General features: G+C 71.1%; 22 protein-coding genes and 1 pseudogene. 13 read left to right on the top strand and 10 right to left on the bottom strand.

Going from position 1 to position 24923, the window contains the following annotated elements; all coding sequences use genetic code 11:
* Nucleotides 1–95 precede the first annotated feature (95 nt).
* Nucleotides 96–383: pseudogene (locus D7X12_RS20610) on the bottom strand (thiamine phosphate synthase); the annotation flags it as partial.
* 93 nt (nt 384–476) lie between these two features.
* Here D7X12_RS20610 and D7X12_RS20615 point away from each other — a divergent pair.
* The 3 genes from D7X12_RS20615 to D7X12_RS20630 are packed head-to-tail and all read left to right on the top strand — an operon-like array spanning nt 477 to nt 1722.
* Nucleotides 477–755 carry a hypothetical protein gene (locus tag D7X12_RS20615; RefSeq protein ID WP_208719172.1) on the top strand — a complete coding sequence of 93 codons (279 nt, stop codon included), beginning with the start codon at nt 477–479 and terminating at the stop codon, nt 753–755.
* Nucleotides 752–1063: a DUF1844 domain-containing protein gene (locus D7X12_RS20625; RefSeq protein ID WP_120616282.1), complete on the top strand. Its 312-nt coding sequence runs from the start codon at nt 752–754 to the stop codon at nt 1061–1063. Before D7X12_RS20615 ends, D7X12_RS20625 begins: the two co-directional genes overlap by 4 nt.
* Nucleotides 1060–1722: a hypothetical protein gene (locus D7X12_RS20630; protein ID WP_120626991.1), complete on the top strand. Its 663-nt coding sequence runs from the start codon at nt 1060–1062 to the stop codon at nt 1720–1722. Before D7X12_RS20625 ends, D7X12_RS20630 begins: the two co-directional genes overlap by 4 nt.
* A 78-nt stretch (nt 1723–1800) precedes the next feature.
* Here the strand turns inward: D7X12_RS20630 and D7X12_RS20635 are convergent, their stop codons facing one another.
* Nucleotides 1801–2319, bottom strand: coding sequence for a hypothetical protein (locus tag D7X12_RS20635; protein ID WP_208719173.1), 519 nt, complete (start codon nt 2317–2319; stop codon nt 1801–1803).
* 255 nt (nt 2320–2574) lie between these two features.
* Between D7X12_RS20635 and clpB the strand changes: the two genes are divergently transcribed.
* A complete protein-coding gene (gene clpB / locus D7X12_RS20640; RefSeq protein WP_120626992.1) occupies nt 2575–5199 on the top strand; it encodes an ATP-dependent chaperone ClpB in 2625 nt (874 codons plus the stop codon).
* A gap of 79 nt (nt 5200–5278) precedes the next feature.
* Here clpB and D7X12_RS20645 read toward each other — a convergent pair whose 3' ends face one another.
* The 4 genes from D7X12_RS20645 to D7X12_RS20660 all read right to left on the bottom strand — a co-directional run bounded on the left by D7X12_RS20645 (nt 5279) and on the right by D7X12_RS20660 (nt 12464).
* The gene (locus D7X12_RS20645) at nt 5279–6016 is read right to left on the bottom strand and encodes a glutathione S-transferase N-terminal domain-containing protein (protein ID WP_120626993.1); all 738 of its coding nucleotides are present in this window, start codon (nt 6014–6016) and stop codon (nt 5279–5281) included.
* A gap of 23 nt (nt 6017–6039) precedes the next feature.
* Nucleotides 6040–9363 carry a protein kinase domain-containing protein gene (locus D7X12_RS20650; RefSeq protein WP_120626994.1) on the bottom strand — a complete coding sequence of 1108 codons (3324 nt, stop codon included), beginning with the start codon at nt 9361–9363 and terminating at the stop codon, nt 6040–6042.
* 8 nt (nt 9364–9371) lie between these two features.
* Nucleotides 9372–10262 (bottom strand): hypothetical protein, encoded by an 891-nt coding sequence (locus D7X12_RS20655; protein ID WP_120626995.1) that lies wholly within the window; start codon nt 10260–10262, stop codon nt 9372–9374.
* Nucleotides 10263–10355: 93 nt separating this feature from the next.
* Nucleotides 10356–12464: a beta-propeller domain-containing protein gene (locus D7X12_RS20660; RefSeq protein WP_120626996.1), complete on the bottom strand. Its 2109-nt coding sequence runs from the start codon at nt 12462–12464 to the stop codon at nt 10356–10358.
* Nucleotides 12465–12505: 41 nt separating this feature from the next.
* Here D7X12_RS20660 and D7X12_RS20665 point away from each other — a divergent pair, with 41 nt between their 5' ends.
* Both D7X12_RS20665 and D7X12_RS20670 read left to right on the top strand, forming a co-directional pair.
* Complete coding sequence (locus tag D7X12_RS20665) at nt 12506–13378, top strand: NADPH-dependent F420 reductase (RefSeq protein WP_279637235.1); 873 nt, start codon at nt 12506–12508, stop codon at nt 13376–13378.
* Between the two features lie 34 nt (nt 13379–13412).
* Nucleotides 13413–13937, top strand: coding sequence for a 2'-5' RNA ligase family protein (locus tag D7X12_RS20670; RefSeq protein WP_120626998.1), 525 nt, complete (start codon nt 13413–13415; stop codon nt 13935–13937).
* On the opposite strand, the gene D7X12_RS20675 is transcribed toward D7X12_RS20670, so the two are convergent.
* Entirely contained in the window at nt 13918–14337 is a 420-nt protein-coding gene (locus tag D7X12_RS20675) for an arginine repressor (protein WP_120626999.1), read from the bottom strand. The two genes, D7X12_RS20670 and D7X12_RS20675, sit on opposite strands and share 20 nt — an antisense overlap.
* A gap of 178 nt (nt 14338–14515) precedes the next feature.
* On the opposite strand from D7X12_RS20675, the gene D7X12_RS20680 reads away from it, so the two are divergent.
* From D7X12_RS20680 to argC, 7 genes are read left to right on the top strand one after another with little or no spacing between them, the layout of a single operon-like run.
* The gene (locus tag D7X12_RS20680; RefSeq protein WP_120627000.1) at nt 14516–15520 is read left to right on the top strand and encodes an N-acetylornithine carbamoyltransferase; all 1005 of its coding nucleotides are present in this window, start codon (nt 14516–14518) and stop codon (nt 15518–15520) included.
* Between the two features lie 60 nt (nt 15521–15580).
* Nucleotides 15581–16507, top strand: a complete 927-nt coding sequence (gene argB / locus D7X12_RS20685; protein WP_120627001.1) for an acetylglutamate kinase — start codon at nt 15581–15583, stop codon at nt 16505–16507.
* Nucleotides 16504–17565, top strand: a complete 1062-nt coding sequence (locus D7X12_RS20690; protein ID WP_120627002.1) for a M20/M25/M40 family metallo-hydrolase — start codon at nt 16504–16506, stop codon at nt 17563–17565. Before argB ends, D7X12_RS20690 begins: the two co-directional genes overlap by 4 nt.
* Nucleotides 17558–18907: an argininosuccinate lyase gene (gene argH / locus D7X12_RS20695; RefSeq protein WP_208719175.1), complete on the top strand. Its 1350-nt coding sequence runs from the start codon at nt 17558–17560 to the stop codon at nt 18905–18907. Before D7X12_RS20690 ends, argH begins: the two co-directional genes overlap by 8 nt.
* Before the next feature lie 49 nt (nt 18908–18956).
* The gene (argG, locus tag D7X12_RS20700; RefSeq protein ID WP_120627004.1) at nt 18957–20144 is read left to right on the top strand and encodes an argininosuccinate synthase; all 1188 of its coding nucleotides are present in this window, start codon (nt 18957–18959) and stop codon (nt 20142–20144) included.
* Between the two features lies 1 nt (nt 20145).
* Nucleotides 20146–21207, top strand: coding sequence for a hypothetical protein (locus D7X12_RS20705; protein ID WP_120627005.1), 1062 nt, complete (start codon nt 20146–20148; stop codon nt 21205–21207).
* Nucleotides 21204–22274 (top strand): N-acetyl-gamma-glutamyl-phosphate reductase, encoded by a 1071-nt coding sequence (gene argC / locus D7X12_RS20710; protein WP_120627006.1) that lies wholly within the window; start codon nt 21204–21206, stop codon nt 22272–22274. The genes D7X12_RS20705 and argC overlap by 4 nt, the downstream gene beginning before the upstream one ends.
* A gap of 26 nt (nt 22275–22300) precedes the next feature.
* On the opposite strand, the gene D7X12_RS20715 is transcribed toward argC, so the two are convergent.
* The 3 genes from D7X12_RS20715 to D7X12_RS20725 all read right to left on the bottom strand — a co-directional run.
* On the bottom strand, nt 22301–22975 hold the full coding sequence (locus D7X12_RS20715; protein ID WP_208719177.1) for a hypothetical protein: 675 nt from the start codon (nt 22973–22975) through the stop codon (nt 22301–22303).
* Nucleotides 22976–22997: 22 nt separating this feature from the next.
* The gene (gene truA / locus D7X12_RS20720; protein WP_120627007.1) at nt 22998–23795 is read right to left on the bottom strand and encodes a tRNA pseudouridine(38-40) synthase TruA; all 798 of its coding nucleotides are present in this window, start codon (nt 23793–23795) and stop codon (nt 22998–23000) included.
* 25 nt (nt 23796–23820) lie between these two features.
* Nucleotides 23821–24923, bottom strand: a 1103-nt coding sequence (locus D7X12_RS20725; protein WP_147443746.1) for a serine/threonine protein kinase, incomplete at its 5' end; no start/stop codon positions are given.

A 24923-nucleotide genomic window follows, 5' to 3' on the forward strand; every position in this document is an offset into this window, starting at 1 on the left:
AAGGTGGCGCGCTGTTTTCCAAGCAATTCCGAGGATTTGAATCATGGCGGATGGCATCAACCCGAAGCACACGGATAAGCGCACCGCGGAGCGCTACCAGCGTGGTGGCCAGATCGAGGAGGGTGCGCGTCCGCCAGGAGCGCCAGGTCCACCCGGTCGTTGAGCAGGCACAGCGCGCCCGCCTGCCGGCAGCGGGCCACCACCGCCCTCGCCGCGGCCAGGGCCTCCCGGGGCGGCGTGTGCTTCATGCGCAGTTGCAGCACGCGGGCGCCGCCAGCCAGGAGCCGCTCGGCCTTGTCCACCAGCGACAGCTCCGGAAGAACGGTGTCGTCGCACAGCAGGTACGGGCCTTTGGGAAGCAGGGGACGGGGCGGGACGTTCATCGGTTCCAGGTGCCGGGGACAGCGGCGTTGACAGGCGCCCTTCCTGCTATAAGGTGGCGCGCTGTTTTCCAAGCAATTCCGAGGATTTGAATCATGGCGGATGGCATCAACCCGAAGCACACGGATAAGCGCACCGCGGAGCGCTACCAGCGTGGTGGCCAGATCGAGGAGGATGCGTTCAAGAAGCACCTCGCCGACCTGCCGGACGTGGCCGACAAGGCCGTCCCCATCGAGACGCAGATGGACGGCGACATCATGGACGACCTCGACGACGAGGACGATGACCTCGACGAAGAGGACGACGACACCGAGGACGGCGACGACGGCGACGACGACGCGGAAGACAGCGACGAGGACAAGGCGGCCGAATGAGCCCTTCGGAGAAGCGGGGTGAGACCTTCGTGATGACGGGGGAAGCGAGCCCCGCCTCCGAGGAGTCCCTGTCGTTCAGCACCTTCGTCGTGGGCCTGGGTTCCGCCGTCCTCATCCACCTGGGGGGCGCGCCGAACCCGGACACGGGCCGTCTGGAGAAGGACCTTCCGTCAGCCCGGCAGAACCTGGACCTGCTGGCGATGCTCCGTGAGAAGACGCGCGGCAACCTCACCGCGGACGAGGAGAAGCTGGTGGAGGGTCTGCTGTCGGACCTGCGCCTGCGCTACGTGGAGGCGAGCCGGAAGTGAAGCCCCCTGAAGTCACCCGCCCGGGGGCCCTGCCCCGGGGCGTGCGGTTCGCCGCCGCGCTGTGCCTGGTGCTCTCCACCCTGACGGGGATGCTGTCCTGCAGCGAAGCCTCCGTCATGATGAACTTCGAGCAGCACCGCGAAGCCCAGCGGGAGCGCCCGACCACCTTGTCCCTGCTGGGCAAGGACCCGGCCGTCACCCAGGCCATCATGGAGGCGCAGCTGTCCGCGCTCTCCCCCATGCGTGAGTCGCGCGCGCTGGTGCTGTGCGGACTGACGGTGGCCTGCACCCTGCTCTTCTTCGCCTCCAGCCGCATGCTCCGCTCCCCGGAGGGCATCCACCGGGACGGCTTCCGCCAGCTGCTGGGTGGCGCGGGCATCTTCGCCGCGCTCCTGCGCACCATCGACGGGGCCCAGTGGACCGTGGTGGCCCGCCACACCAGCCAGGCCATGGTGGAGGGGCTCAAGGGCCTGCCGGAGTTCCAGGACCCCCTGGCGGCCGACCAGCTGCGCGCGCTCGTCCCGTCCCTGATGACCGTCAGCGCCGTGCTGCCGACGGTGCTCGTGGCCGGCGCCTTCGCCATGCTCGCGCAGTACTTCCGCAGCGAGCGCGTGCGCGAGGTCATCGTCACGCTCGACGGGCCCACCGAAGACCCCTGAAGGCACTCCCGGGAGCCTGCCAGGTGTCCGGGCGGAGCTGACGCGGCGCGGCGGGGAAGCGTCCCGCGGTCCGGTGCCTCAGCCCGCGTCCGTCACCGCGCGGGGCTGCGTGGGGCCCAGGAGCAGGGCCTCCAGGCCCGCCATCGCCTCGGCTTCCGTGCCGGCGGCGGTGCCCTCCAGGGGCAGCACGCGGGCCAGCGGGGCCCGGGGGATGCGCAAGAGTTCGTCCCGGGTGAGCCCGAACACGTACGCCAGGTGCCCCATGGGCCAGCGCGACTGGAGCCGGGTGAAGGCCGCGTCGTCCAGCTCGTCCAGCGGGCACGGCAGCTCGGCGTCCTCGTACACCACCTTCTCCCCACCCACACGGCGGCCATTGCCGTAGGCAATCACTTCCTCGCCCTCGTCCGCGTCATAGACGTAGGCGTGCACGGTGGCGTTGGCGGCGGCAGACAGGAGCCGCGCCAGGGCGTGGTGGGCGGCGTACCAGTGGGCGCCGGGCCTGCCCTGAGAGAAGGGCCCCAGGAAGGACAGGCGCACCACCTTGCGGCGGCGGTTGATGGTGACGCGCAGGGCCGTGGCTCCCAGGGCGCTGTCCATCGACAGGGCCTCCCGGGCCAGACGCACCAGCGCCAGCCCGGAGAAGGTGTCGAGTCGAACGAGATAGCCGCCGTGCGCGTCCAGAGTGAAGCCCCCAGTGATGGGCGCCGCCTATAGCCGACCCCCCTACCCGCTGGCAACTTTGACACCACGAAAGCCCGGCTGCTTCCAGCGGCTCAAAGTATTCCGCGAAAATCGGAACACGCACCCGCCGTGTCGTCTTGCCAAGGGGGTCATGGCTCTTACGTTCAGGGCATGAGACTCGACAAATATACGGTGAAGGCACAGGAGGCGATCCAGGAGGGTCAGTCCCTCGCCCGCCGGGCCGACAATCCCCACTACGAGCCGGAGCACCTGGCCACGGCGTTGCTGGGGCAGAAGGACGGTCTCGTCGAACCCCTTCTGCGCAAGATTGGCGTGGACGTGAAGCTGTTCGCGGGGCGGCTGGGCGACGCGCTCCAGAAGCTTCCGCGGATGCAGGGCGGCGAGAGCGCCATGCTCAGCCAGCGCCTGATGAAGACGTTCGACAAGGCCGAGGACGAGGCCAAGTCGCTCAAGGACGAGTTCACCTCGTCCGAGCACCTGCTGCTCGCCCTGACGCAGGACAAGGGCGCGGTGGGCGAGGCGATGAAGTCCTCGGGCGTGACGCGCGAGCGCGTGCAGGCGGGCCTCAAGGAAGTGCGCGGCTCCGGGCGCGTGACGAGCGCGGACGCGGAGTCCACCTACCAGGCGCTGGAGAAATACGGCCGCGACCTCACGGAGGCGGCGCGCTCCGGGAAGTTGGACCCCGTCATCGGCCGCGACGAGGAGATCCGCCGCTGCATCCAGGTGCTCAGCCGCCGCACCAAGAACAACCCGGTGCTCATCGGTGAGCCGGGCGTGGGCAAGACGGCCATCGCGGAGGGGCTCGCCCGCCGCATCGTGGACGGCGACGTGCCCGAAGGCCTGAAGAACAAGCGCCTCATCACCCTGGACCTGGGGGCGATGGTGGCCGGCGCGAAGTACCGCGGCGAGTTCGAGGAGCGCCTCAAGGCCGTGCTCAAGGAGGTGTCGGACGCGGCCGGGGAGATCATCCTCTTCATCGACGAGATGCACACGCTCGTGGGCGCCGGGAAGGCCGAGGGCGCCATGGACGCGGGCAACATGCTCAAGCCGGCGCTCGCGCGCGGAGAGCTGCACTGCATTGGCGCGACGACGCTGGACGAGTACCGCAAGCACATCGAGAAGGACGCCGCGCTGGAGCGCCGCTTCCAGCCGGTGTTCGTGGGCGAGCCGTCCGTGCACGACACCATCAGCATCCTGCGCGGCCTCAAGGAGCGCTACGAGGTGCACCACGGCGTGCGCATCCAGGACACCGCGCTCGTCGCGGCGGCCACGCTCAGCCACCGCTACATCTCCGACCGCTTCCTGCCGGACAAGGCCATCGACCTCGTCGACGAGGCGTCCAGCCGCCTGCGCATCGAAATCGACTCCATGCCCACGGAGATCGACGACATCCGCCGCAAGGTGACGCAGCTGGAGATTGAACGCGAGGGCCTGCGCAAGGAGACCGACCCGCACTCGCGTGAGCGCCTGGCCACCATCGAGAAGGAGCTCGCGAACCTGAACGAGAAGTTCAACACGCTCAAGGCGCACTGGGACGAGGAGAAGAAGTCCATCGCCGCGCTGCGCTCGCTCAAGGAGAAGCAGGAGAAGGCGCGCAACGACCAGGCGGCGGCCGAGCGCCAGGGCGACCTGAACCGCGCCGCGGAGCTGAAGTTCGGCGTCATCCCCTCGCTGGAGAAGGAGGTCGCGGCGCAGAACGCGAAGCTGGCGGAGCTGCAGAAGCACCAGAAGTTCCTCAAGGAGGAAGTGGACTCCGAGGACATCGCCTCCGTGGTGGCCAAGTGGACGGGCATCCCCGTCTCCAAGCTGCTGGAAGGCGAGATGCAGAAGCTGGTGAAGATGGAGGACCGGCTGGCCGAGCGGGTGATTGGTCAGCGCAGCGCGATTGAGGCCGTGTCCAACGCCGTGCGCCGCGCGCGCAGCGGGTTGCAGGACCCGAACCGCCCCATCGGTTCGTTCATCTTCCTGGGCCCCACGGGCGTGGGCAAGACGGAGACGGCGAAGGCGCTGGCGGAGTTCCTCTTCGACGACGACACGGCGATGGTCCGCATCGACATGTCCGAGTACATGGAGAAGCACGCGGTGTCGCGGCTGGTGGGCGCGCCCCCGGGCTACGTGGGCTACGAGGAGGGCGGCCAGCTCACGGAGGCCGTGCGCCGCAGGCCGTACACGGTGGTGCTCTTCGACGAAATCGAGAAGGCGCACCACGACGTGTTCAACATCCTGCTCCAGATTCTCGACGAGGGCCGGGTGACGGACAGCCAGGGCCGCACGGTGGACTTCCGCAACACGGTGCTCATCCTCACGTCCAACATCGGCTCGCAGGCCATCCAGGACGGCATGGCGGGCACGGAGGTGCTCAACGAGAAGACGCGCGGCGAGGTGATGGATGCGCTGCGCGGACACTTCCGCCCGGAGTTCCTCAACCGCGTGGACGAGGTCGTCGTCTTCGAGCCGCTGCGGCGCAAGGACATCTACCGCATCGTCGACATCCAGCTCGCGAAGCTCCAGAAGCTGCTGCAGGGCAAGCGGCTGGCCCTGGACCTCACGGACGGCGCGCGGGAGCTGTTGGCGGAGCGCGGGTACGACCCGACGTACGGCGCCCGGCCCTTGAAGCGGGCCGTGCAGAAGTACCTGTTGGATCCGCTCGCGCTCAAGGTCCTGAGCGGCGAGTACGCGCCGGGCGAGACCATCCAGGCGGATGCGGGCCCCGACGGGCTCACCTTCGCCAAGGTGCTGGTGGACAACTCGAAGGCCGCGAAGCAGTCGGCCTGAGCCGCGCCACTCCGCACCGCTGAAACACCGGACGGGCCGTCCTCCACTCCAGGAGGGCGGCCCGTTCTTGTGTCTCCGCTCAGCTGCGGCGGTGCTGATCGTAGAGCGTGTTGCGCCACGCGAGCAGGTCCGGGAAGCGGGCGACGAGCCCCTCGTGGGTCCACACCTCGCGGATGGCCGGGCCCATGGGCAGGTGCCGGTCCGCCGGGGGGCCCAGGAGCGTGAGCATCATCGCGGCGGTGATGTCCGCGTACGTGAAGGAGCCCTCCAGGTAGGGCCGGCCGCCCAGCGCCGCGCGCAGCTTCTCCAGCGCGGGGACCACGGTGGACTCGATGAGGGCCTCGGTACTCTCCGGCACCTGGTGCTTGCGCATGATGTAGCGCATGCCCAGACGGGCCGTGGGCGCGAACAGGCGACGCAGCGCGGCCGGCAGGAACTTCGGCAGCGACTCCGCCTGCGCGCCGCGGCTCGCGAGCATGCGCGGCATCGCGTAGGTGCGCGCCACGTCCAGCACCTGCTCGCTGGTGGCCTCCCAGCGGTCGATGGCCGCGAGGTGCTCGGGCGGGAACAGGGGGCTGCCCTGCCCCAGCGCCTCGGCGCGCTTCGCGATGGCGTAGGAGCCTTGCGTGGACGCGCCGGGAGGGTCGATGAGCAGCGGCACCGACGTCCTCACGCCGGGCGCCACGTGCTTGCGCAGCCAGCGCTCCTGGATGAGGGGGACGTAGTCCTGGAAGCGGTAGGCCACGCGGTGGTGATCCAGCGCCCACCGGGCCTTCTCCGTCCAACCCGAAACCGTCAGTCCGACGAGGGTTCGCATAGGGGGCGGCACCCTAGCAGCCCTCAATGCCCCTGGAGGAAGGCGTCCAGTTCGGAAACCTTGAGCAGCCGGGGCTCGGGGGTGGGGAGCACGGCGTCGCGGGCGGCGGTGACGAGCGCGCGCGCCCGCTCCGGCTCGCGGTGGGCCTGGCGCAGGGCCAGCGCCAGGGAGTAGCGGATGACGGCCAGCTCCAGGGGTGGGGCTTCGGTGGCCTCCCATTGCGCCAGGGCCGCGCCCAGCCACTGGCAGGCCCCTTCTGCGTCGCCGCGCTCCAGGGCCAGCTCTCCCAGCACCTGTCCCAGTTCGGGGGGAGGCGGGGCTTCCGCCCCCGCGAGCTTGTGGTGCAGGGCGAGGGCATCCTGCGCCGTGCGCCAGCCTTCGGAGGGCTGGCCTGCCCGGGAGTGCGCGCCCGCCAGGTTGCGCAGGGCGTAGACCAGGTCCGCCTCCGCGCCCATCTCCCGCAGGAGCGTCACCGCGCGCTTCGCGGACACCACGGCCAGGTCGGGCCGGCCCATGCGCAGGTGGACCTCCGTGGCGTTCATGGGCGGCTGCGCGAACACCGGATCCCTGCGGCCATCCAACGTGGCCGCATCCCGCTCCGCCTCCAGCTCCTGGATGAGCTTCAGCGCCTCCTCCATGCGGCCCTGGTTGATCAGCACCAGCGTCAGGTTGTTGCCCGTGCGCACGCGGTAGGCCGAGCCCGGGGGGAAGTGCTGCTGGTAGAGGGCCAGGGCCTCGCGCTGCAGCCGCTCCGACTCGTCGTAGTTCCCGAGGGTGAAGGCCACCGAGCCCAGGTTCGCGCGCAGGCCCGTGGCGTAGCGCACCGGCTGCCCCGGGCCGTACATGCGCTCGTAGCGGGCGAGGCTCTCCTGGAAGACGTCGCGCGCTTCGGTGTAGCGGCGCAGCTCCATCAGCGTGGAGCCCCGGTTGTTGACCAGCATCGCGACCTTCGGGTGGTCGGGGCCGTAGGCGGCCTCGAGCAGCGCCAGCGTCCGCTGGTTGTGCACGAGCGCCTCTTCGCTCCGGCCTGACTGACGCAGGGACGTGGCCAGGAGCATGAGGCCCCGGGCGAGTCGCGGGGAGTCCCTGCCGTAGAGCCGCTCCTGGAGGGCCAGGGCCTGCTGGAGGAGCGGCAGCGCGTCCCCGGGGCGGCCCTGTTGCACGAGCGAGCTGGCCTGGAACACCAGCAACTGGGCCTCCAGCTCCGGGTGACCACCGGAGCGCTCCAGGAGGGCCCGGGCCTCCTCGGCGTGGAGCTTCGCCTGCTCCGGACGCTGGGCGACCTCGCCGTCGATGTAGACCTGGTGCACCACGGCTTCGGTGGCGTGCAGATCATCGCGGCCCGCGAGCGACGCCAGCATCGCGCGGCGCAGCGTCGTGGTGGCGGCCTCGTCCCGCAGGAAGGCGCGGGCCTCGCCCTCGACGAGCAGGGCCTCGCCCAGGAGCGGCTTGTAGCCCAGCGACTCCGCCTCGGCGACGACCGGGGCCGCGCGGTCCACGGCCTCCTGCCAGCGGTCCGCGCTCAGCCGGGCGCGGGCCTCGTCCAACCGCGCATAGGCGGCCTTCACGCGGGCGGCGACCTCGGGCCGGTCGGGCGGAGGCACCGGCTGCGACAGCGCCTCCACGTCCGCGCAGCGCGACAGCGGGCGCAGGGCCTGCGCCGTCTCCGGGGCGCTCGCGACGCCGTCCCGGTCCGCGGTGAGCAGCACGTCCGTGAGCGCGCCCAGCTCACGGCGGCGGCGCTCGAGGCAGCCCATGCGCAGGTCCATCACCGCCTCGGACTGGTTGCCACGTCCCCGGGTGGCCTCGCAGGCCTGACGGTGGCTGTCGTGCCACGCGGAGGCGTACGCATCCAGCGCGCGGGCCGCGGCCTCGTGCGCCGCGACGGCACCGGGCGCGCCCGTGGCCTGGAAGGCCTTGAGCAGGGCCGCCTTGCGCTCCGCGTCCCAGACGCCCACGAGCCGGAGCGGATCCGCCGCGCACGGCGGGGTGCTCATCACGGCGAACACCGTGGCCGCGACCGCGAGCAGCCCTGCCCCCACCCCGGCGACCGCCACCTTCTTGCTGAGGACGGGGAAGGCCGCCCGCTCCAGCGCGTCGAGCAGGGCCGGCATGGACGGATGGCGCGCTGCCGGATCCGGCGACAGGCCCCGTACGACCAGCGCGTGCACGGCGCGCGGCACGGCGGCCCGGTTCGTCGGTCCTCCCTTTTCGGCGGACGGAGGCTTCTGACCGTGCAGCCCTTCGTACAGCGACACGCAGAAGGCGTACTGATCCGAGCGCACGTCGGCGGCAGCGCCCGCGAGCACCTCGGGCGCGATGTAGCCGGGAGTGCCGGCGACCGCGGTGCCGAGTCCTTGCGGCGCGAGGGGGCCGGGCGAGACAGGGATGGCTGTGCCGGGCACCTGCGGCGCATTGTGGCCAAGCGTGCCAGCAGTGCCGAACACCTTCGGCGCATTGTGTCCAGGCGTGCCAGCAGTTGCGGCAGTGCCGAGCCCCTGCGGTGCGCTGGAGTCAGACGTGCCGGCACCAGCGGTGACCACCCCCTGCGGGCCCGGAGTCACGTCGCCTGTCCCTGGCGAAGCGGACGCACCCGCACGGTCCGGTTCTCCCGTCTCGGACGCCACGCGCGCCAGCCCGAAGTCCGTCACGCGGGCGCGCCCCTCCTTGTCCACGAGGACGTTGTCCGGCTTGAAGTCCCGGTGCACGACGCCCGCCGCGTGCGCCGCCGCGAGCCCCCGGCCCGCCTGGAGGTACAGCCGCACGACTTCGCGCCACGGCCGGGCCTGGGCCCGCAGGTGCTGGCGCAGGTTGGCGCCGTCCACCAGCTCCATCGCGATGAAGACGAACTGCCCGACCGTCCCCACGTCGTGCACGGTGACGACATGCGGGTGGCGGGTGCGCGCGGCGGCCTGCGCCTCCCGCAACAGCCGCTCCGTCATCCCCTGGCTCCCCCCCCCGGACGGCAGCGTGCGCAGCAGCTTGAGTCCGATGCGCCGGTCGAGGCTTGGATCATAGGCCGCGTGCACCACGCCCATGCCGCCCGCACCCAACCGCTCCAGCAACACGTAGCGCCCCAGCAGCGTGCCCTGGGCGAGCAGCGGCATCCCCAGGGGCGACACGCGCGCCGCCGGAGCCTCCGTCAACACCACCTCCGTGCGCGCGGCGTGCACGTCCGGCGCGGGGGCGGCGCGGATGCGCAGGAAGTCCGCCAGGGCCTCGCGGCAGGTCGCGCACGCATCCAGGTGCACCTCCGCGCGCTCGCGCAGGGCCTGGGACGGGACGCCGTCCGCCAGGTCCAGCAGCTCGACCTCGTCCAGGTGGGAGGCGGAGGGGGACTCGGACATGGGCGGGCTCAGCCTTCCTTCAGGAGGGACGCGAGGCTGACGTCCAGGTTGCCGTCCAGCACGCGCAGCAGGCTGTCCAGCTGCGAGGTGTTCAACGCGAGCCGCCGCGCCAGCCCCTCGCGGGTCTGCTCCAGCAGCGTGCTCCGGGCCTTCGCCATCCACCGCGACACCGTGGAGGCATGCACCTGGTGCAGCGCGCCCAGCGACTCCACGCCCAGCCCCTGCACGAGCCCCAGGCGCAGCAGGTTGCGGTCGCGCGGGGACAGCGCCGCCAGGCTCTCCGCGAAGGCCGCGCGGAAGGCCGGACGGTAGCGGTGGCGGATGTGCTCCAGCTCCGGATCCGCGGCCCCCAGGTCCGCGGCGATCACCGCGTCATCCAGCGGCGTCGTCCGGTCCGGCTTGCGCTTCAGCGACAGCGCCACGCCCAGGGCCACGGCCTCCGTCCACCGGCGCAGCGGGCCCCGGCCCGCGTACTCCTTGAGGCGCGGCGCGCGGACGCCCTCCTCCACCAACAGCCGCAGGCGGGTGAGCTGGAGCACCTCGTCCACGAACGCGGTCGAGTCCTCCACGCGGCGCACCGCGCGGCCCGCGGGCACCAGCGCGGTCGCATCCAACGCCTCCACCGCGGCCCGGTGGCCCTCCACCGCCGCCAGCGCCAGGTACAGGTCCTCGCAGCAGAGCGTGGCCAGTGTCTGCGCGGGAGGCGCGTCGGCGGGCGTGTGGCGCCCCAGGTGCGCGGCGAAGTCCCCGGGCACAAGCCACGCCCCGGGCCAGGCCCGCTCACAGCGCGTCAGGACCTCCGCCAGCACGGGCGCGAGCCCGGCTTCCTCGTCGGAGGCGAGGGGCCTCGCGGCGCCCCCACGGAAGGCCGCGACCAGCTCGGAAGGAACGTTCGCCATGGCAGCGCGGCCGGCCCCAGTGCCCGACCGCGCTGGCACGTTAGCGAAAGGGGCGGCCCAGGCGGAAGGCCCCCCCTTCCCTCGCGGACACGCTCAGCGCAGCGGCACCACGGCGACGTCGGTGCCCGGGGCCGCCACGTTCGCGACGTGGATGCTGTCCTCGGCCACGGAGTAGACGAAGTCCTCCATGAAGACGCTGCGCTTCACGGACGTGCTCGCCTGCGTCCACCAGTTCGAGCACGCGCCCTGGGACGGGAAGGCGGGCGTGCTCGCGGGCGTGTGCGCCACACCTCCCAGGTAGTTGAAGCCGGTGTCGGCGGCCACGCGGTACACCATCAGCCCGTTGAAGGTGAGCTGCTCGCCGAAGCTGCCGCCGCCAGCGCTCGCCTCGCACACCGCCATGGGGAGCGCGAGCAGCTGCTTCTCCCGGAAGTAGGTGAACGCCAGGTGCTGGGTGAGGGCCTCGGAGGAGGAGCCGCGCGTGCCGATGACCGTCTTGTGCTTGAGCGTCGGCGTGGACGGCGTACCGATGTCGAACACCTGGAGCAGCACGCCCTGGAAGAAGGCGAAGTCGCCCATGTCCTGCGCGTCGTAGCCGATGCTGAGCAGGTGGTTTTCGTCGAGCAGGTGCATGTACGTGGAGAAGCCGGGGATCTTCAGATCGCCCGCGACCTTCGGCTCGGCGGGGTCCTTCAGGTCCAGGACGAACAGCGGATCCGTCTTCTTGAACGTGACGACGAAGCCGCGCTCACCGTCGAAGCGCGCGGAGCGGATGTCCTCGCTGGGGGCCAGGTGATCCAACTGCCCCACCTGCTGAAACCCGCTGTCCCGGGGCTTCAGCACCGTGAGCGTGCTGTGCACGTCCGGTGACGGCAGGTGGCCCGTGGTGGTGGCGATGCGGAAGTGGCCCGCGTGCTCGTCCATGGCGAACTGGTTGAGCACGCGGCCCTTCACCGCGACGCTGCCCCGGTACTCGGACGCGGGCGGCTGCGCGGACAGGGAGAAGCGGTGCACGGTGCTGGCCTCTGGGATGCCGCTCTCCGGAGGGAAGAACCAGCCGCCCGACGTCGACGCCTGGGAGTGCCGGGCGGAGACATAGAGCGACTCCCCGTTGGAGTAGACGGCGCCCGGGCGGCCCACCACGACCGTGGCCTTCAGCGTCTCCAGCGCGCCCAGGTCGGTGGAGACCAGCGTCAGGAACGAGGCGGAATCGCCCGCGTGTGACACGTAGAAGCTGTCGCACTCCGCGAGCGCGTACGGCAGGGGGGCGATGTTCCCTCCATCGCCGACGGGCTGCTCGACGAAGCGGGGCAGCGGCAGCGTGAAGTCCGCCTCCTTGAGGATGCGCGTGTTCTCCTCGCGCAGGCGCTTGAAGCCAGCGCGGATCTCCTTCTCGGTGTACACCTTGTCGCTGTCACAGGAGGCGATGTCCTCGGGCCAGGACGCGACCGTGGGGACCTTCGGACCGGGGAACGTGACGACGGTGTGCACGGCGGAGCCCACGCGGCGCGCGGTGATGTACGTGCCCTGGAAGCGCACCGACCGCAGGGCGCGCGGATGGGCCCGGTCCTTCAGGTCCACCCAGGTGAGCTGCAGGAGCGTGCCGTCCCCCACGAAGTCGCAGTCATAGCCATAGGTGCACTCCGGCGGACGCCAGCCCGGAGCCCCCACCTGGTCGCCCTGGGACGACGGCAGGTGGGAGAAGACGAGCGCACGGTCCCCTTCGAGCACGAGCCTGCGGGGCGTCCCCGGGATGGGCAGCGAGCCCACGACCTGGGAGCTGGCGGCGGGCCACGCCTGCACCACCTTGAGCGTTCCGTCCGCGAGCACGTAGAGGTAGCGGGAGTCGTTCTTGATGAAGTCCGGCTCGTCCACGCCCTCCACCTGGTTGTTGGTGGACGACGTGCTTCTGGCACCTCCGGACGAGCTCCCGCTGGGAGGCGGCGACGCGTCTTCCATCGTCGGGTACTCGCAGTACCCGCTCCGCCGCTCCAGCGCGATGGCGAGCTTCGCGTCCAGCTGCTCGTTCATCCGGTCGATGGCCTGTTGCCGCAGCGTGGTGCGCAGGTCGTCACAGCTCTTCGCGCGCGTGAGCGTCGCCAGCTCCTGCCCGACGCGCTTCTGCGTCCGCTCCCCATCCCCGCCCCCACAAGCGCTCACGCACGCACTGGCCATGAGCAGCACCACCCCTGGTTTCCACATGACAGTTCCTTCCGTCGGAGATTCCTACCGCGCCCGGGGCGCTGAGCACGGCGCGTACCAGCGGGGAAACCGTTGGATTTGCTCGGAAGGCCGAAGGGCGAGGACGCGCCGGTGCTCAGAAATCCGTCGGGGGCCTCAGGAATCATGAGGGAAGGCGTGGTCCCGCGCCGGCGAGGGCGTTAGGCAGTGCCCGCAGGAGGAACCACGGCATGAAGATTGGAATCATTGGCGCTGGATTGATTGGTGGCAGCCTCGCCCGGCACTGGGTCAAGCTCGGGCACGAGGTGTTGATCGCGAACTCGCGCGGGCCGGAGACCTTGCGTGAGCTCGCGGCGGAGACGGGCTCGAAGGCCGTCACCTTCACCGACGCGGTGAAGGGGGTCGACGTCGTCGTCGTGTCCATCCCCCAGAAGGCGATCCGGGACCTGCCGAAGGACCTGTTCGCGAACGTGCCGAAGGACGTCGTCGTCATCGACACGGGCAACTACTACCCCGTCCGCGATGGAAGCATCCCGGAGCTCGAGGCAGGCATGCCGGAGAGCGAGTGGGTCGCGACGCTGCTCGGACGACCGGTCATCAAGGTCTTCAACAACATCTCCTTCGTCAGCCTGCGGGAGAAGACCGCGCCCAGGGGCACCCCGGGCCGGATCGCGCTGCCGGTCGCGGGCGATCCCCCCGCGGCGCGGGCGAAGGTGCTCCAGCTCGTGGACGCGCTCGGCTTCGATGCCGTCGACGCCGGTGGCACCGCGGAGTCCTGGCGCCAGCAACCCGGGACCCCCTGCTACGGCCAGGACTTCGATGCGGCGCGCTTGAAGCAGGCGCTCGCTGAAGCGGATCGCAGCAAGATCCCCCAGTACCGCGAGGCGGCGGACTCAGGGCTGAAGCAGTACCTGGCATCGCTGCAGAAGAGCTGATCACGCCGGGCTTCGGCGACCGTGAGCCTCCTCCATGCCCCCGTCCGCCGAAGCCCCGCTGCTCATCACCGCCGAAGCGGATCCAGAGAGCTTCGCGCGCCTGGACGGTCTGCGCAGGCGCTACTTCCCGCCCGAGCGCAACCTCATCCCCGCGCACGTCTCCCTCTTCCACCACCTGCCGCCGCGTGAACACGGCAGCGTGGAAGCAGCACTGGAGGCCGCCGCCGGACGCGCGGCCCCCGCGCTCCATTTCGGAAGGCTGCGCCGGCTGGGACGCGGCATGGCGGTGGACGTGGACGCCCCGGGCCTCAACGCCGTCCACCGCGAGCTGTCCCGCGCCTTCGCGGAGTGGCTCACGCCGCAGGACCGTCAGCCCTTCCGGCCCCACGTCACGCTGATGAACAAGGCCTCGCTCGAAGAGGCGGCAGCGGCCTTCGCGGAGCTGGGCGCGGGTTGGGACAGCTTCGAGGGGCACGCCCCCGCGCTGCTCCTCTGGCGCTACCTCGGCGGCCCGTGGGAGCTCGTCCAGCGCTTCCCCTTCACGGGCCTCGCTGGATGAGCTGCTGCACCGCCGCGCGCACGTCCTGGAGCAGCGACGGGTCTCTCACCGCGATGAAGATGGTGTCGTCGCCCGCCACCGTGCCCGCCAGCCCCTCCACTTCCTCCCGGTCCAACGCCAGCCCGAAGATCTGCGCGTAGCCGGGCGCCGTCTTCAGCACCAGCATGTTGGGCGGCGCCTCGATGATGGACACGCGCGGCGCCACGGGCTTCACCACCGGGAGCGGCTCCACCCGCTGGTAGCGCCCGTTCACCTTCTGCACGCTCAACCGCTTGAGCCGCCGCGACAGCGTGGACTGGCTGGGCGCGTGCCCCGCCTCCTCCAGCAGCTCCTGGAGCACGGACTGATCAGTGATCTCCTGCCGGGAGATGAGCTGCAGGATGGCCTCGTCCAGGTTCATTCACCTTCACCTTGCATGCGGCTGAATACGCACGCAAGGCGCATGAAAATCCCCATGAATGTTCTTGCGCGCTGCGCCGTTCTGCATAATATCCGCGCCTCTTCACTGAATATGCACGAATTTCAGTGCATATTCAGCAGTCCCACCCATCCGGCGCGGCCGGGGGAGCACGAAGCCCATGAAGCATGTCACCCGCATCCAGGACCTCGGGCCGGAAGGCGTCGAGGCCGTCCTCTCGCAGGCGGCCGCGTGGAAGCAGAAGGATCCTGGCGCGCTCTTCCCGGGGAAGATCCTGGGCATGGTGTTCTTCAACCCGTCGCTGCGCACGCGCACCTCGTTCGAGGCGGTGATGCTGCGCGCGGGTGGGCACGCCATCGTGCTCGACGTGGGCTCTGGCGTGTGGAAGCTGGAGGACCGCCCGGGCGCGGTGATGAACGCGGACCGCGCGGAGCACATCAAGGAAGCCTCTCCAGTGCTGTCGCGCTTCGTGGACATGCTGGGCATCCGCACCTTCTCCCAGGGCGGCGGTGACGAGGAGGACGAGGCGGACCCCGTCATCAACGCCTTCCGCAAGTGGGCCACCGTGCCGGTGGTGAGCATGGAGTCCGCGCGCGAGCACCCCTGCCAGGGGCTGGCGGACGCGCTCACCCTGCGCGAGACGTTCGGCACCACGAAGAAGCTGCCGGTGACGCTCACCTGGGCGCCGCACATCAAGCCGCTGCCCAAGGCGGTGCCCAACTCCTTCCTCCTGTCCGCGGCGGCCGCGGGCTGCGAGGTGCGCGTGGCGCATCCCCCGGGGTTTGATCTGCACCCGGCCGTGCGCGCGGAGGCGGAGGCGTACGCCAAGGCCACCGGCGGCAGCATCACCTACACGCACGACCAGGACGAGGCGCTCGTCGGCAGCCGCGCCGTGTACGCGAAGTCGTGGGGCCCCACCGCGGAGACGCTGAGCTCCCCGGCGGACGTGGCGGCGCTGCTCGCGTCGTACTCGGGCTGGATGCCCACGCGGCGGCACATGGCGAAGGCCTCCAAGGACGCGGCGTTCCTCCACTGCCTGCCGGTGCGGCGCAACGTGGAGGTGTCCGACGAGGTGCTGGACCACGCGAGCAGCCGCGTCGTGGACGAGGCGGGCAACCGCTACCACGTGCAGCGCGCCCTCCTGGCCTGGATGCGCGGCGGCTGAAGTCTCACGCCCGACCGCCCTCCCCTTCCACTCCCTTCTTCGATTTTCCAGAGGTCCGCCTTGCCCCTTTCTCCTGATCCGTACGCCGCACTCCGCAACGCGGCGAAGTACGTGAAGCAGTTCCGCAGCAAGACGTTCGTGGTGAAGCTGGGCGGCGCCGTGCTGAGCGACCCGCGCACGCGCAAGACGGCGTGCGAGCAGATCGCCCTGCTCTGGGCCTTCTCCATCCGCCCCGTCGTGGTGCACGGCGGCGGCCCGGAGCTGGACGCGCTCTGCGACGCGCTGCACCTGCCGATTGAAAAGGTGGCCGGCCGCCGCATCACCTCCGCGCCCGTGCTGGACGCGGCGAAGATGGTGCTCGCGGGCAAGCTGCACACGGACCTGCTCGCGGACCTCCAGGCCGCGGGCGTGCCCGCCGTGGGCCTGTCCGGCGTGGACGCGGGCCTCATCAAGGCGCGCCGCCGCCCGCCCGTCATGGTCACCGAGCCCGGTGAGACGCAGGGGCGCATGGTGGACTACGGCCTCGTGGGCGACATCGAGTCGGTGGACACGCGCGTCGTGGAGCACCTGCGCTCCGCGGACTACGTGCCCGTCATCGCCCCGCTGTCCGGAGGCCAGGACGGCGCCGTCTACAACACCAACGCGGACACCGTGGCGGCGGCCATCGCGGCGGCGCTCCATGCGGAGAAGCTCTTCTTCCTGGTGGAGGTGCCGGGGCTCCTGAAGGACGTCTCCGACCCGTCGTCCGTCATCTCGCTCGCCACGCTGTCGGACCTGGCCTCGCTGGAGGCCGAAGGCAAGCTCACCGGCGGCATGCGTCCCAAGGCGCACGCCATGCGGCACGCGCTCGTGGGCGGCGTGGGCAGCGTGCACCTGGTCAGCGGCAAGCAGTCCGACGCGCTCCTGGAGGAGGTGTTCACCAACGAGGGCAGCGGCACCATGGTCGTGCGCGAGCACCCGGTGAAGCACGGCGGAGCCAAGGGTTGACCCCCTCCGAGCTGCTCACCCGGCTGGTCGCCACGCCCAGCGTCTCCGGAGACGAGGCCCGCATCGCGGACCTCGTCGCGAGCCAGGCCGAGTCCTGGGGTGCCCGCGTGCACCGCCAGGGCCACAACGTCTGGTTCAGTGTGGGCAGCGGCCCGAAGCGCGTGCTCGTCAACTCGCACCTGGACACGGTGAAGCCGTGCGCCGGGTGGAACACCGAACCGCACGAAGCCGTGTGGAAGGACGACACGCTCTACGGCCTGGGCGCCAACGACGCCAAGGGCTGCGTCACCGCCATGCTCCTCTCCGCGAAGGCGCTCCTCACCGAAGGGGCGCCGAAGGGCGTGGAGTACGTCTTCGCGCTCACCGCGGAGGAGGAGACGGGCGGCCAGGGGCTGGGGCCGCTGTTGTCCACGCTGGGGCCGCTGGACGCCGCCATCGTGGGCGAGCCCACCTCGCTCAAGCCCTGCACGGCGCAGCGGGGCATGCTGCTGCTGCGCTGCGTGGCGCACGGGACGTCCGGCCACGTGGCGCACGCGCACGCGCACGGCCTGGACAACGCCATCCTCAAGGCGGCCCGGGACATCCAGGCCGTGTCCGCGCTGCGCTTTCCCGCGCACGCGCTGCTGGGTGAGGCGCGGGCGCAGGTGACGCAGGTGTCCGGGGGCCTGGCGCGCAACCAGGTGCCGGACCGGTGCGAGTTCTTCGTGGACCTGCGCACCACGCCGGGCATGGACCACGCGAAGGTGGCGCAAGCCGTGGGCGCGGCGCTGGAGAGCGAGGTGGTGGTGCATTCGGCGCGCTACCTGCCCAAGGGCACGGACGCGGACCACCCCCTGGTGAAGGCGGCGGTGGCGGCGTCGGGCGAGGCGACGGTGGGCTCCAGCACCACGTCCGACTGGGCATTTTTGGGAGAGGTGCCGGCCGTGAAGGTGGGGCCGGGCGACACGCTGCGAAGCCATCAGGCGAACGAGTACCTCACGCGCGCGGAGCTGGAGGCAGGGCTCGCGTTCTACCGACGACTGCTGCACGGCTATGCCGAGGAGGTGGCGCGTGGCTGAGACATTGTGGGGCAAGGGCCAGCCGCTGGACGCGGCCATCCACGCCTTCACCGTGGGCGACGACCCCGTGGTGGACCTGTCGCTCGTGGCGCACGACGCGCTGGGCAGCGCCGCGCACGCCCGCATGCTCGCGCACGTGGGGCTCTTGACGCCAGAGGCCAGCCGGTCGCTCGTCACCGCGCTGCACGCGCTGCACGACGAGGCGCGCGCGGGCCGCTTCGTCATCCGCCCGGAGCAGGAGGACGGCCACACCGCGCTGGAGGCGGCGCTCGTGGAGCGCACCGGCGAGGCGGGCAAGCGCATCCACCTGGCGCGCTCGCGCAATGATCAGGTGCTGCTCGCCCTGCGCCTGTACCTGCGCGAGGAGCTGCTCGCGCTGGGTGCGCGCACGGCGGAGCTGGCCGGCACGTTCCTCGACTTCGCGGAGGCGCACGCGACCCTGCCCCTGCCCGGCTACACGCACCTGCGCCGCGCCATGCCGTCCACCTTCGGGCTGTGGGGCGTGGCGTTCGCCGAAGGGCTCCTGGAGGAGCTGGAGGCGCTCAAGGGCGTGTGGGGCCGGATTGATCGCTGTCCGCTGGGCGCGGCGGCGGGCTTCGGCGTGCCGCTTCCGATTGACCGTGAATATGTCGCGCGGTTGCTCGGTTTTACGCGTGTTCAACGCAGCCCCATCGACGCGCAGGACAGTCGGGGGCGGCATGAGACGGCGCTGCTCACCTGGGCGTGCTCGGTGGCGGGCACTCTGGAGAAGTGGCTTTGGGACGTGCAGCTCTACAGCATGGACGAGTTCGGCTTCCTGGCCCTGCCGGATGCCTTCACGACGGGCTCGTCCATCATGCCCCAGAAGAAGAACCCGGACGTCGTGGAGCTGGCGCGAGGCCGCTGCCGCGAACTGCGGGGGCTCCTGCACCAGGTGGAGGCGGTCGCTGGCGGCCTGCCCTCCAGCTACCACCGTGACTTCCAGCTGCTGAAGCGCCCCACCTTCCAGGCCGTCACCAGCGCGAAGGCGCTCCTGGAGGTGCTCGCGAAGCTGGTGCCGGCGCTGAAGGTCAACGCGGACAACGCGCGTGCAGCGTGCGACGACACGCTCTACGCCGCGCACCACGCCTACGCGCTCGTGGCCAAGGGCCTGCCCTTCCGCGACGCGTACCGCGAGGTGGGCCGCCAGTTGAACGACGGCACCTTCCAGCCGGACCGCGGCGCGCTGACGGCCACCCACCTGGGTGGCGCCGGCAACCTGGGCCTGCCCGCCGTGCGCGAGGAGCTGGCGGACGCGCGGGACTGGCTCACGCGCGCCCATGCCGAGCAGCTCCAGAGCGCCGGGCGCGTCTGGGACGTCTGAAGTCCCCTTCCCTTCCCCACCCCTTTTTGAAGCAACAGGAGTCCTGAGCATGAGCAAGAAGTCCGTGGTGCTGGCGTTCTCCGGTGGACTCGATACCGCCTTCTGCACGGTGTACCTGCGCGAGCAGGGCTGGGACGTCACCACCGTCACCGTGGACACGGGCGGCTTCCCGCCCGAACAGCTGGAGCGCATCCAGGCCCTGGCGCTGAAGCTGGGCGCGGTGGCGCACCACACCGTCGACGCGCGCGACACCCTGTTCCAGGGCTACCTGCGCTTCCTCATCGCCGGCAACGTGCTGCGCGGTCAGGTCTACCCGCTGAGCGTCTCCGCCGAGCGCGCCTGCCAGGCCGTGGAGGCCGTGCGCATGGCGGAGAAGCTGGGCGTGCAGGCCGTGGCCCACGGCAGCACCGGCGCGGGCAATGATCAGGTCCGCTTCGACGTGGCCTTCCGCACGCTCGCGCCGCAATTGCAGCTCATCACCCCCATCCGCGACCTGGCGCTGTCGCGTCAGCAGGAGCTGTCGTTCCTCGCGGAGCGCGGCGTGCACCTGCCCGCGAAGCTGGGCGCGTACTCCGTGAATGAAGGCATGTGGGGCACGTCCGTGGGGGGCCGCGAGACGCTGGACTCGTGGAGCACCCTGCCCGAGGCGGCGTTCCCCGGTGGCGAGATCCCCACCGACCTGAAGCCCCGCCCGCTGGTGGTGGCGTACGAGAAGGGCGTGCCGGTGGCGCTGGACGGCAAGGCGATGACGCCCGTCGCGGTGGTGGAGGCGTTGAACGCGCTGGGGCGTCCGTACGGCATCGGCCGGGGCGTGCACCTGGGTGACACCATCCTGGGCATCAAGGGCCGCGTGGGCTTCGAGGCGCCCGCGGCGCACCTGCTCATCGCGTCGCACCGGGAGCTGGAGAAGCTGGTGCTGTCGGGCAAGCAGCTCTTCTGGAAGGAGACGGTGGGCAACCTGTACGGGTCGCTCCTGCACGAGGGGCACTTCTTCGACCCGGTGGTGAAGGACCTGGAGGCGTTCCTCGCCTCCTCGCAGGACCGCGTGACGGGCGAGGTGAAGCTGGTGCTCACCCCGCGCGCCCACGTCGTGGAAGGCGTGCGTTCGCCGCACTCGCTGATGGACGCGAAGGTGGCGACGTACGGAGAGGCCAACGTGTTGTGGACGGGGACGGAAGCGGCGGGGTTCGCCAAGCTCTACGGCGTCGCGCAGATGCTCTCGCAGAAAGCGAAGTGACATGAAGATCCACGTCGACAAGGTAGGCAGTGTCACGCGCAACCTCCAGGTGGGCCGCACGGCGCACCTCACGGAGGACGTGAAGTGCGAAGAGGGCGCCGTCATCGCGGTGCGCATCCATGGGGAGAAGAGCGTCTACAACCAGCTGGAGGACGTGAACGGGCGGCTCGTCACGCTGCACGCGGGCGACATCGTCGTGGGCGCGCTGGGCCACCGCAACGCCCTGCACGGCTACGAGGGCGTGGTGCCGGCCTCCGTGAAGGTGGGCGACAAGCTCCATGTCCTCAACATGGGCGGCGTCATCGGGCAGTGCACGTCGCACAACCCGGGCGTGGGCCTGCCCTTCGAGGCCGAGGTGCTGGGCCAGGTGCTGACGTTCCCGGAGTTCCAGTCGCGCGAGGGCCAGCACGCGCACATCTCCACCGGCGCGCTCAAGGGCACGTCGAAGGCGGTGACCGTGCCGGTGGTCTACGTCGTCGGCACCTGCATGAACGCGGGCAAGACGTACGCGGCCAGCGTCGTGGTGCGGAAGCTCGCCCAGGCGGGCTACCGCGTGGGCGGCGCCAAGCTCACCGGCGTGTCGCTGATGCGCGACACCCTGGCCATGCAGGACAGCGGCGCGGACGTGGTGATGGACTTCACGGACGCGGGCATCGTCTGCACCGGCGCGCGCACGGCCTCCAGGGTCGCGCGCACCGTCTTCTCGGAGATGATGGCCCACGACGTGGACGTCATCGTCGCGGAGACGGGCGACGGCATCATGGGCGAGTACGGCGTGCAGGCCATCCTCGCGGACCCGGAGCTCAAGGCGCTGGGCGGCGCGTTCATCCTCTGCGCCAACGACCCTGTCGGCGCGGCGGGCGGCGTGCGGCACCTGCGCGAGGTGTACGGCATCGAGATGGACATGGTGGCAGGCCCCGCGACGGACAACGCGGTGGGCGTGCGCTTCGTGGAGCAGGTGGTGGGGCTGCCGGCTCGCAACGCGAGAGCGGACCCCAACGCCCTGGGCACCCTCATCCTGGAGAAGCTCGCGCCGAAGCTGGGCGCGGGGAGGAAGTCATGACGACGCCGGCGCACATCTACATCCTGGGAGCCTCCGGTTTCGGCGGCGGTGAGCTGCTGCGGCTGTTGTCCGGACACCCGGGCGTGGCCGGCATCCGCGTGGTGTCGCGGCACCACGCCGGGGAGCCCATCCACAAGGTGCACCCGCACCTGCGTGGGCTGGTGGAGGGCCGCTTCGAGCCGGAGCCGGACTGGCGCTGGCTTCAGGACTCGCCCAACCCCGTCGTGTTCAGCGCGCTGGGCCACGGCGAGCTGGCGAAGCAGTTCTCCGGGCTGGAGAAGCAGTGGGCGGACGCCGGGCTCACGGAGCGGCTGCTCCTCGTGGACCTGTCGTCCGACTTCCGCCTGGACCACCCGGGGCGCTACGCGGGCGCCTACGGCCGGCCGCACCCCGCGCCGGAGCTGCTGGGCACGTTCACCTACGGCCTGACGGAGTGGAAGCGCGAGCAGGTGAAGACGGCGAAGCGCATCGCCAACCCGGGCTGCTTCGCGACGGCGGTGCAGCTGGCGCTGCTGCCCATCGCGGCCACGCCGGGGCTGGGGCTGCTGGCCGTGTCGGGCGTGACGGGATCGTCCGGCTCCGGCTCGCTGCCGGGCGAGGGCACGCACCACCCGACGCGCGCGCACGACTTCCGCGCGTACAAGCCGCTGGAGCACCAGCACGAGGCGGAGGTGGAGGTGATGCTGGTGGCGCACGGGGCGTCCCGGCACCGGCTGGCCTTCGTGCCGCACTCGGCGCCCATGGTGCGCGGCATCTTCGCCACCGTGCAGTTCGAGTGGCCGGAGCACGGCGGCGCGGTGGTGACGCAGTCGCTGACGGAGAAGTACCGCCGCTACTACGAGGGCTCGAAGTTCGTGCGCATCGTGGAGGGCACGCCGCGCGTCGCCGCCGTCGCCGGCAGCAACTTCTGCGACATCTCCGTGGCGACGAAGGGCCGCTCCGTGGCCGTGATGGCCGCGCTGGACAACCTGGTGAAGGGCATGGCGGGGCAGGCGTTGCAGAACTTCAACGTCGCGCTCGGCTTCCCCGAGGACACCGGCCTGCGCCAGGCGGCCTGCTACCCGTAGTGCCCGTAGCTCGCCCGCGGCCCGCTTCAGGCCGCGGGCGTCTTCGGCACCTCGCCCGGGGGGGAGTCAGTCCCCTCGGGCGGGGCGTCAGCGGCAGCAGCCGGAGCCGGAGCCGGAGCCGGAGCCTCCGGAGCCACGGGCGCGGCCGCCTGCTCGCGCTGCTCGATGCGCGCGCCGTCCGCCTCGGCGGCCTTGAGGAACTCGTCGTACTCCGACTTGCGCGCCTCGGCCTTCACCTGGGCGGCCGTGGAGCCGCGCTCGGCGGAGGCCCGGCCGGAGCGGATGGCGCGGGCGCTCAGCACGATGCCCCCGGCGAAGGCCCCCAGGCGCAGCACCGAGCCCAGGTTCCACTCTGTCAGCCCTTCCGAGCCGTCGCGCACGTAGTTGAGCGCGACGACGAACACCCCTCCGGTGGCCGCGGCCCCCAGGGCCGTGCTCCACGGGCGCAGGGCGACGATGCGCGAGGCGCCGTAGCAGAGCACCGGCAGGACGGCGATCACCCACAGGTTCTCCAGCACCACCGCCACGCACAGCCGCAGCACGTCGAAGGGCAGCGCGCTCACCCGTTCGTGCAGGCGCATCACCAGCGACACGCTGAGCATTGCCCCCAGCACCAGCGACATGAATCCCAGTCCGACGATGAACTGGAAGCGACGGATGCGGACGCGCAACGGCTCGAGGACACCGGGTTTGGGGCTCACGGGGCCAAAGCCTAGCGCACTCTCACCCTTCGTCCTCTTCCACGGCGGCCGCGTCCCCCGACGAGCGGGGAGGCGGGCCGTCGCCGTAGAAGACCTCCTCCAGCACCAGCCCCTGCGGCGGCGCGGTGGCGCCCGCCAGCTTCCGGTTGCGCGACGCCAGCACCTCCGCCACCCAGGCCTCGGGGCGGCGCCCCTTCCCCACCTCCACCAGCGTGCCCACCAGGTTGCGCACCATGTGCTTGAGGAACGCGGTGCCCTCCACCACGACGGCCAGGGAGTCGCCGGACACGCCCTCCACCCGCACCTGCCGCACCTCGCGCACCGCGTGCTTCGCCTGGCAGTCCGCGGCGCGGAAGGCGGAGAAGTCGTGCCGGCCCAGCAGGGCCTGGGACGCGCGGCGCATGGCCTCCACGTCCAGCGGGGCGAACACCTCCCAGTGCGTGGCGCGCAACAGCGGCGAGCGCATGCGCCGGTTGCTCAGCCGGTAGCGGTAGCGCTTGCCGCGCGACCAGCGGCGCGGGTCGAAGTCCTGGGACACCTCCTCCGCGCGCACGATGGCGATGTCCGGCGGGAGGATGCCATTGAGGCCCATCGTGTAGGCCTTCAAGGGCAGCACGCGCCCGGTGTCGAAGCAGGCCACCTGCCCCGTGGCGTGCACGCCGGAGTCGGTGCGCCCCGCCGAGGCCACGAACACGCGTTCGCCCAGGAGCGTGTCGAGCGCGTCCTGGAGCGTGGACTGGATGGACGGGCCGTTGGGCTGCATCTGCCAGCCCACGTAGCGGGTCCCTTCGTATTCGAGCGTCAGCTTCAGCCGGGGCATGGCGTGGTGGCGACGGGGCGCGGCTTCAGCGCGTCTTCAGCCAGCCCTCCAGCAGGTCCGCCACCAGCTTCGCGGTGGTGACGTTCGCCTTGCGCGCCTGCGCCTCCAGCTTCTCGTACAGCGCGGGGTCCAACGGCAGGGCCAGCAGGCGTGGCTCCGTGCTGGCGCTGTCGTCCAGGCGCATGGCCTCCGTGTCCGGGCCGTCCACGGACGCCACCACCTCCGCCAATTCCAGCGCCTCCTCGGACGTGGGGGCGGAGGACTGGCGGGTGGAGAGGCGGCGCAGCTCCTGCGAGCGCTCGTCCTCGAAGAGCTGCTTGACGAAGTTGGCCAGGTGCAGCGGCGTGGGCGTGAAGTCGTACGCGTCCAGGAAGGCGTCCAGGTCGCGCTGCATCTCCAGGGCCGTGGCGTAGCGGCGCTCGCGGTCGCGGGCCAGCGCGCGCATCAGGATGGCCTCCACGCGCTCCGGCAGGTCCTCGCGGAAGTACGAGGGCGCATAGATTTTGGCCTCGGTGATGCTGCGCATCACGGCCACGTCGGACTCGCCGGTGAAGAGCTTGAAGCCGGTGAGCCACTCGTAGAGGACGGTGCCCAGCGAGAAGATGTCGCTGCGGCAGTCCAGCGGCCGGCCCAGGCACTGCTCCGGGCTCATGTAGCTGAGCTTGCCCTTGATCTCCCCCGAGCGCGTCTCCTCCACCTGGTTGGCCGCCTTGGCGATGCCGAAGTCCAGCACCTTCACCGAGCCGTCGAACGCGACGACGATGTTCTCCGGCGTCACGTCGCGGTGGACGATGTTGAGCGGTTGGCCGTGCAGATCCTTCTTCTGGTGCGCGTAGTGCAGGCCCGCGCAGACGCAGGAGGCGATCTTCAGCGCGTAGACGAGCGGGAAGGGGATCCCCAGCGACTCCGCCTTGGGCACGACGCGGCGCATGTCGCGGCCGGACACGTACTCCATGGCGATGAAGTAGCTGTCGACGATCTTCCCCAGGTCGAAGATCTGCACGATGTTGGGGTGGTTGAGCTGGGACGCGAGCCGCGCTTCGTTGAGGAACATCTTCACGAAGGCCGCGTGCCTGGACAGGTGCGGGCGGATGCGCTTGATGACGATGGGCGTCTCGTCACCGCGCG

This window comes from Corallococcus sicarius (assembly GCF_003611735.1).
In the GTDB taxonomy this organism is placed as follows: domain Bacteria; phylum Myxococcota; class Myxococcia; order Myxococcales; family Myxococcaceae; genus Corallococcus; species Corallococcus sicarius.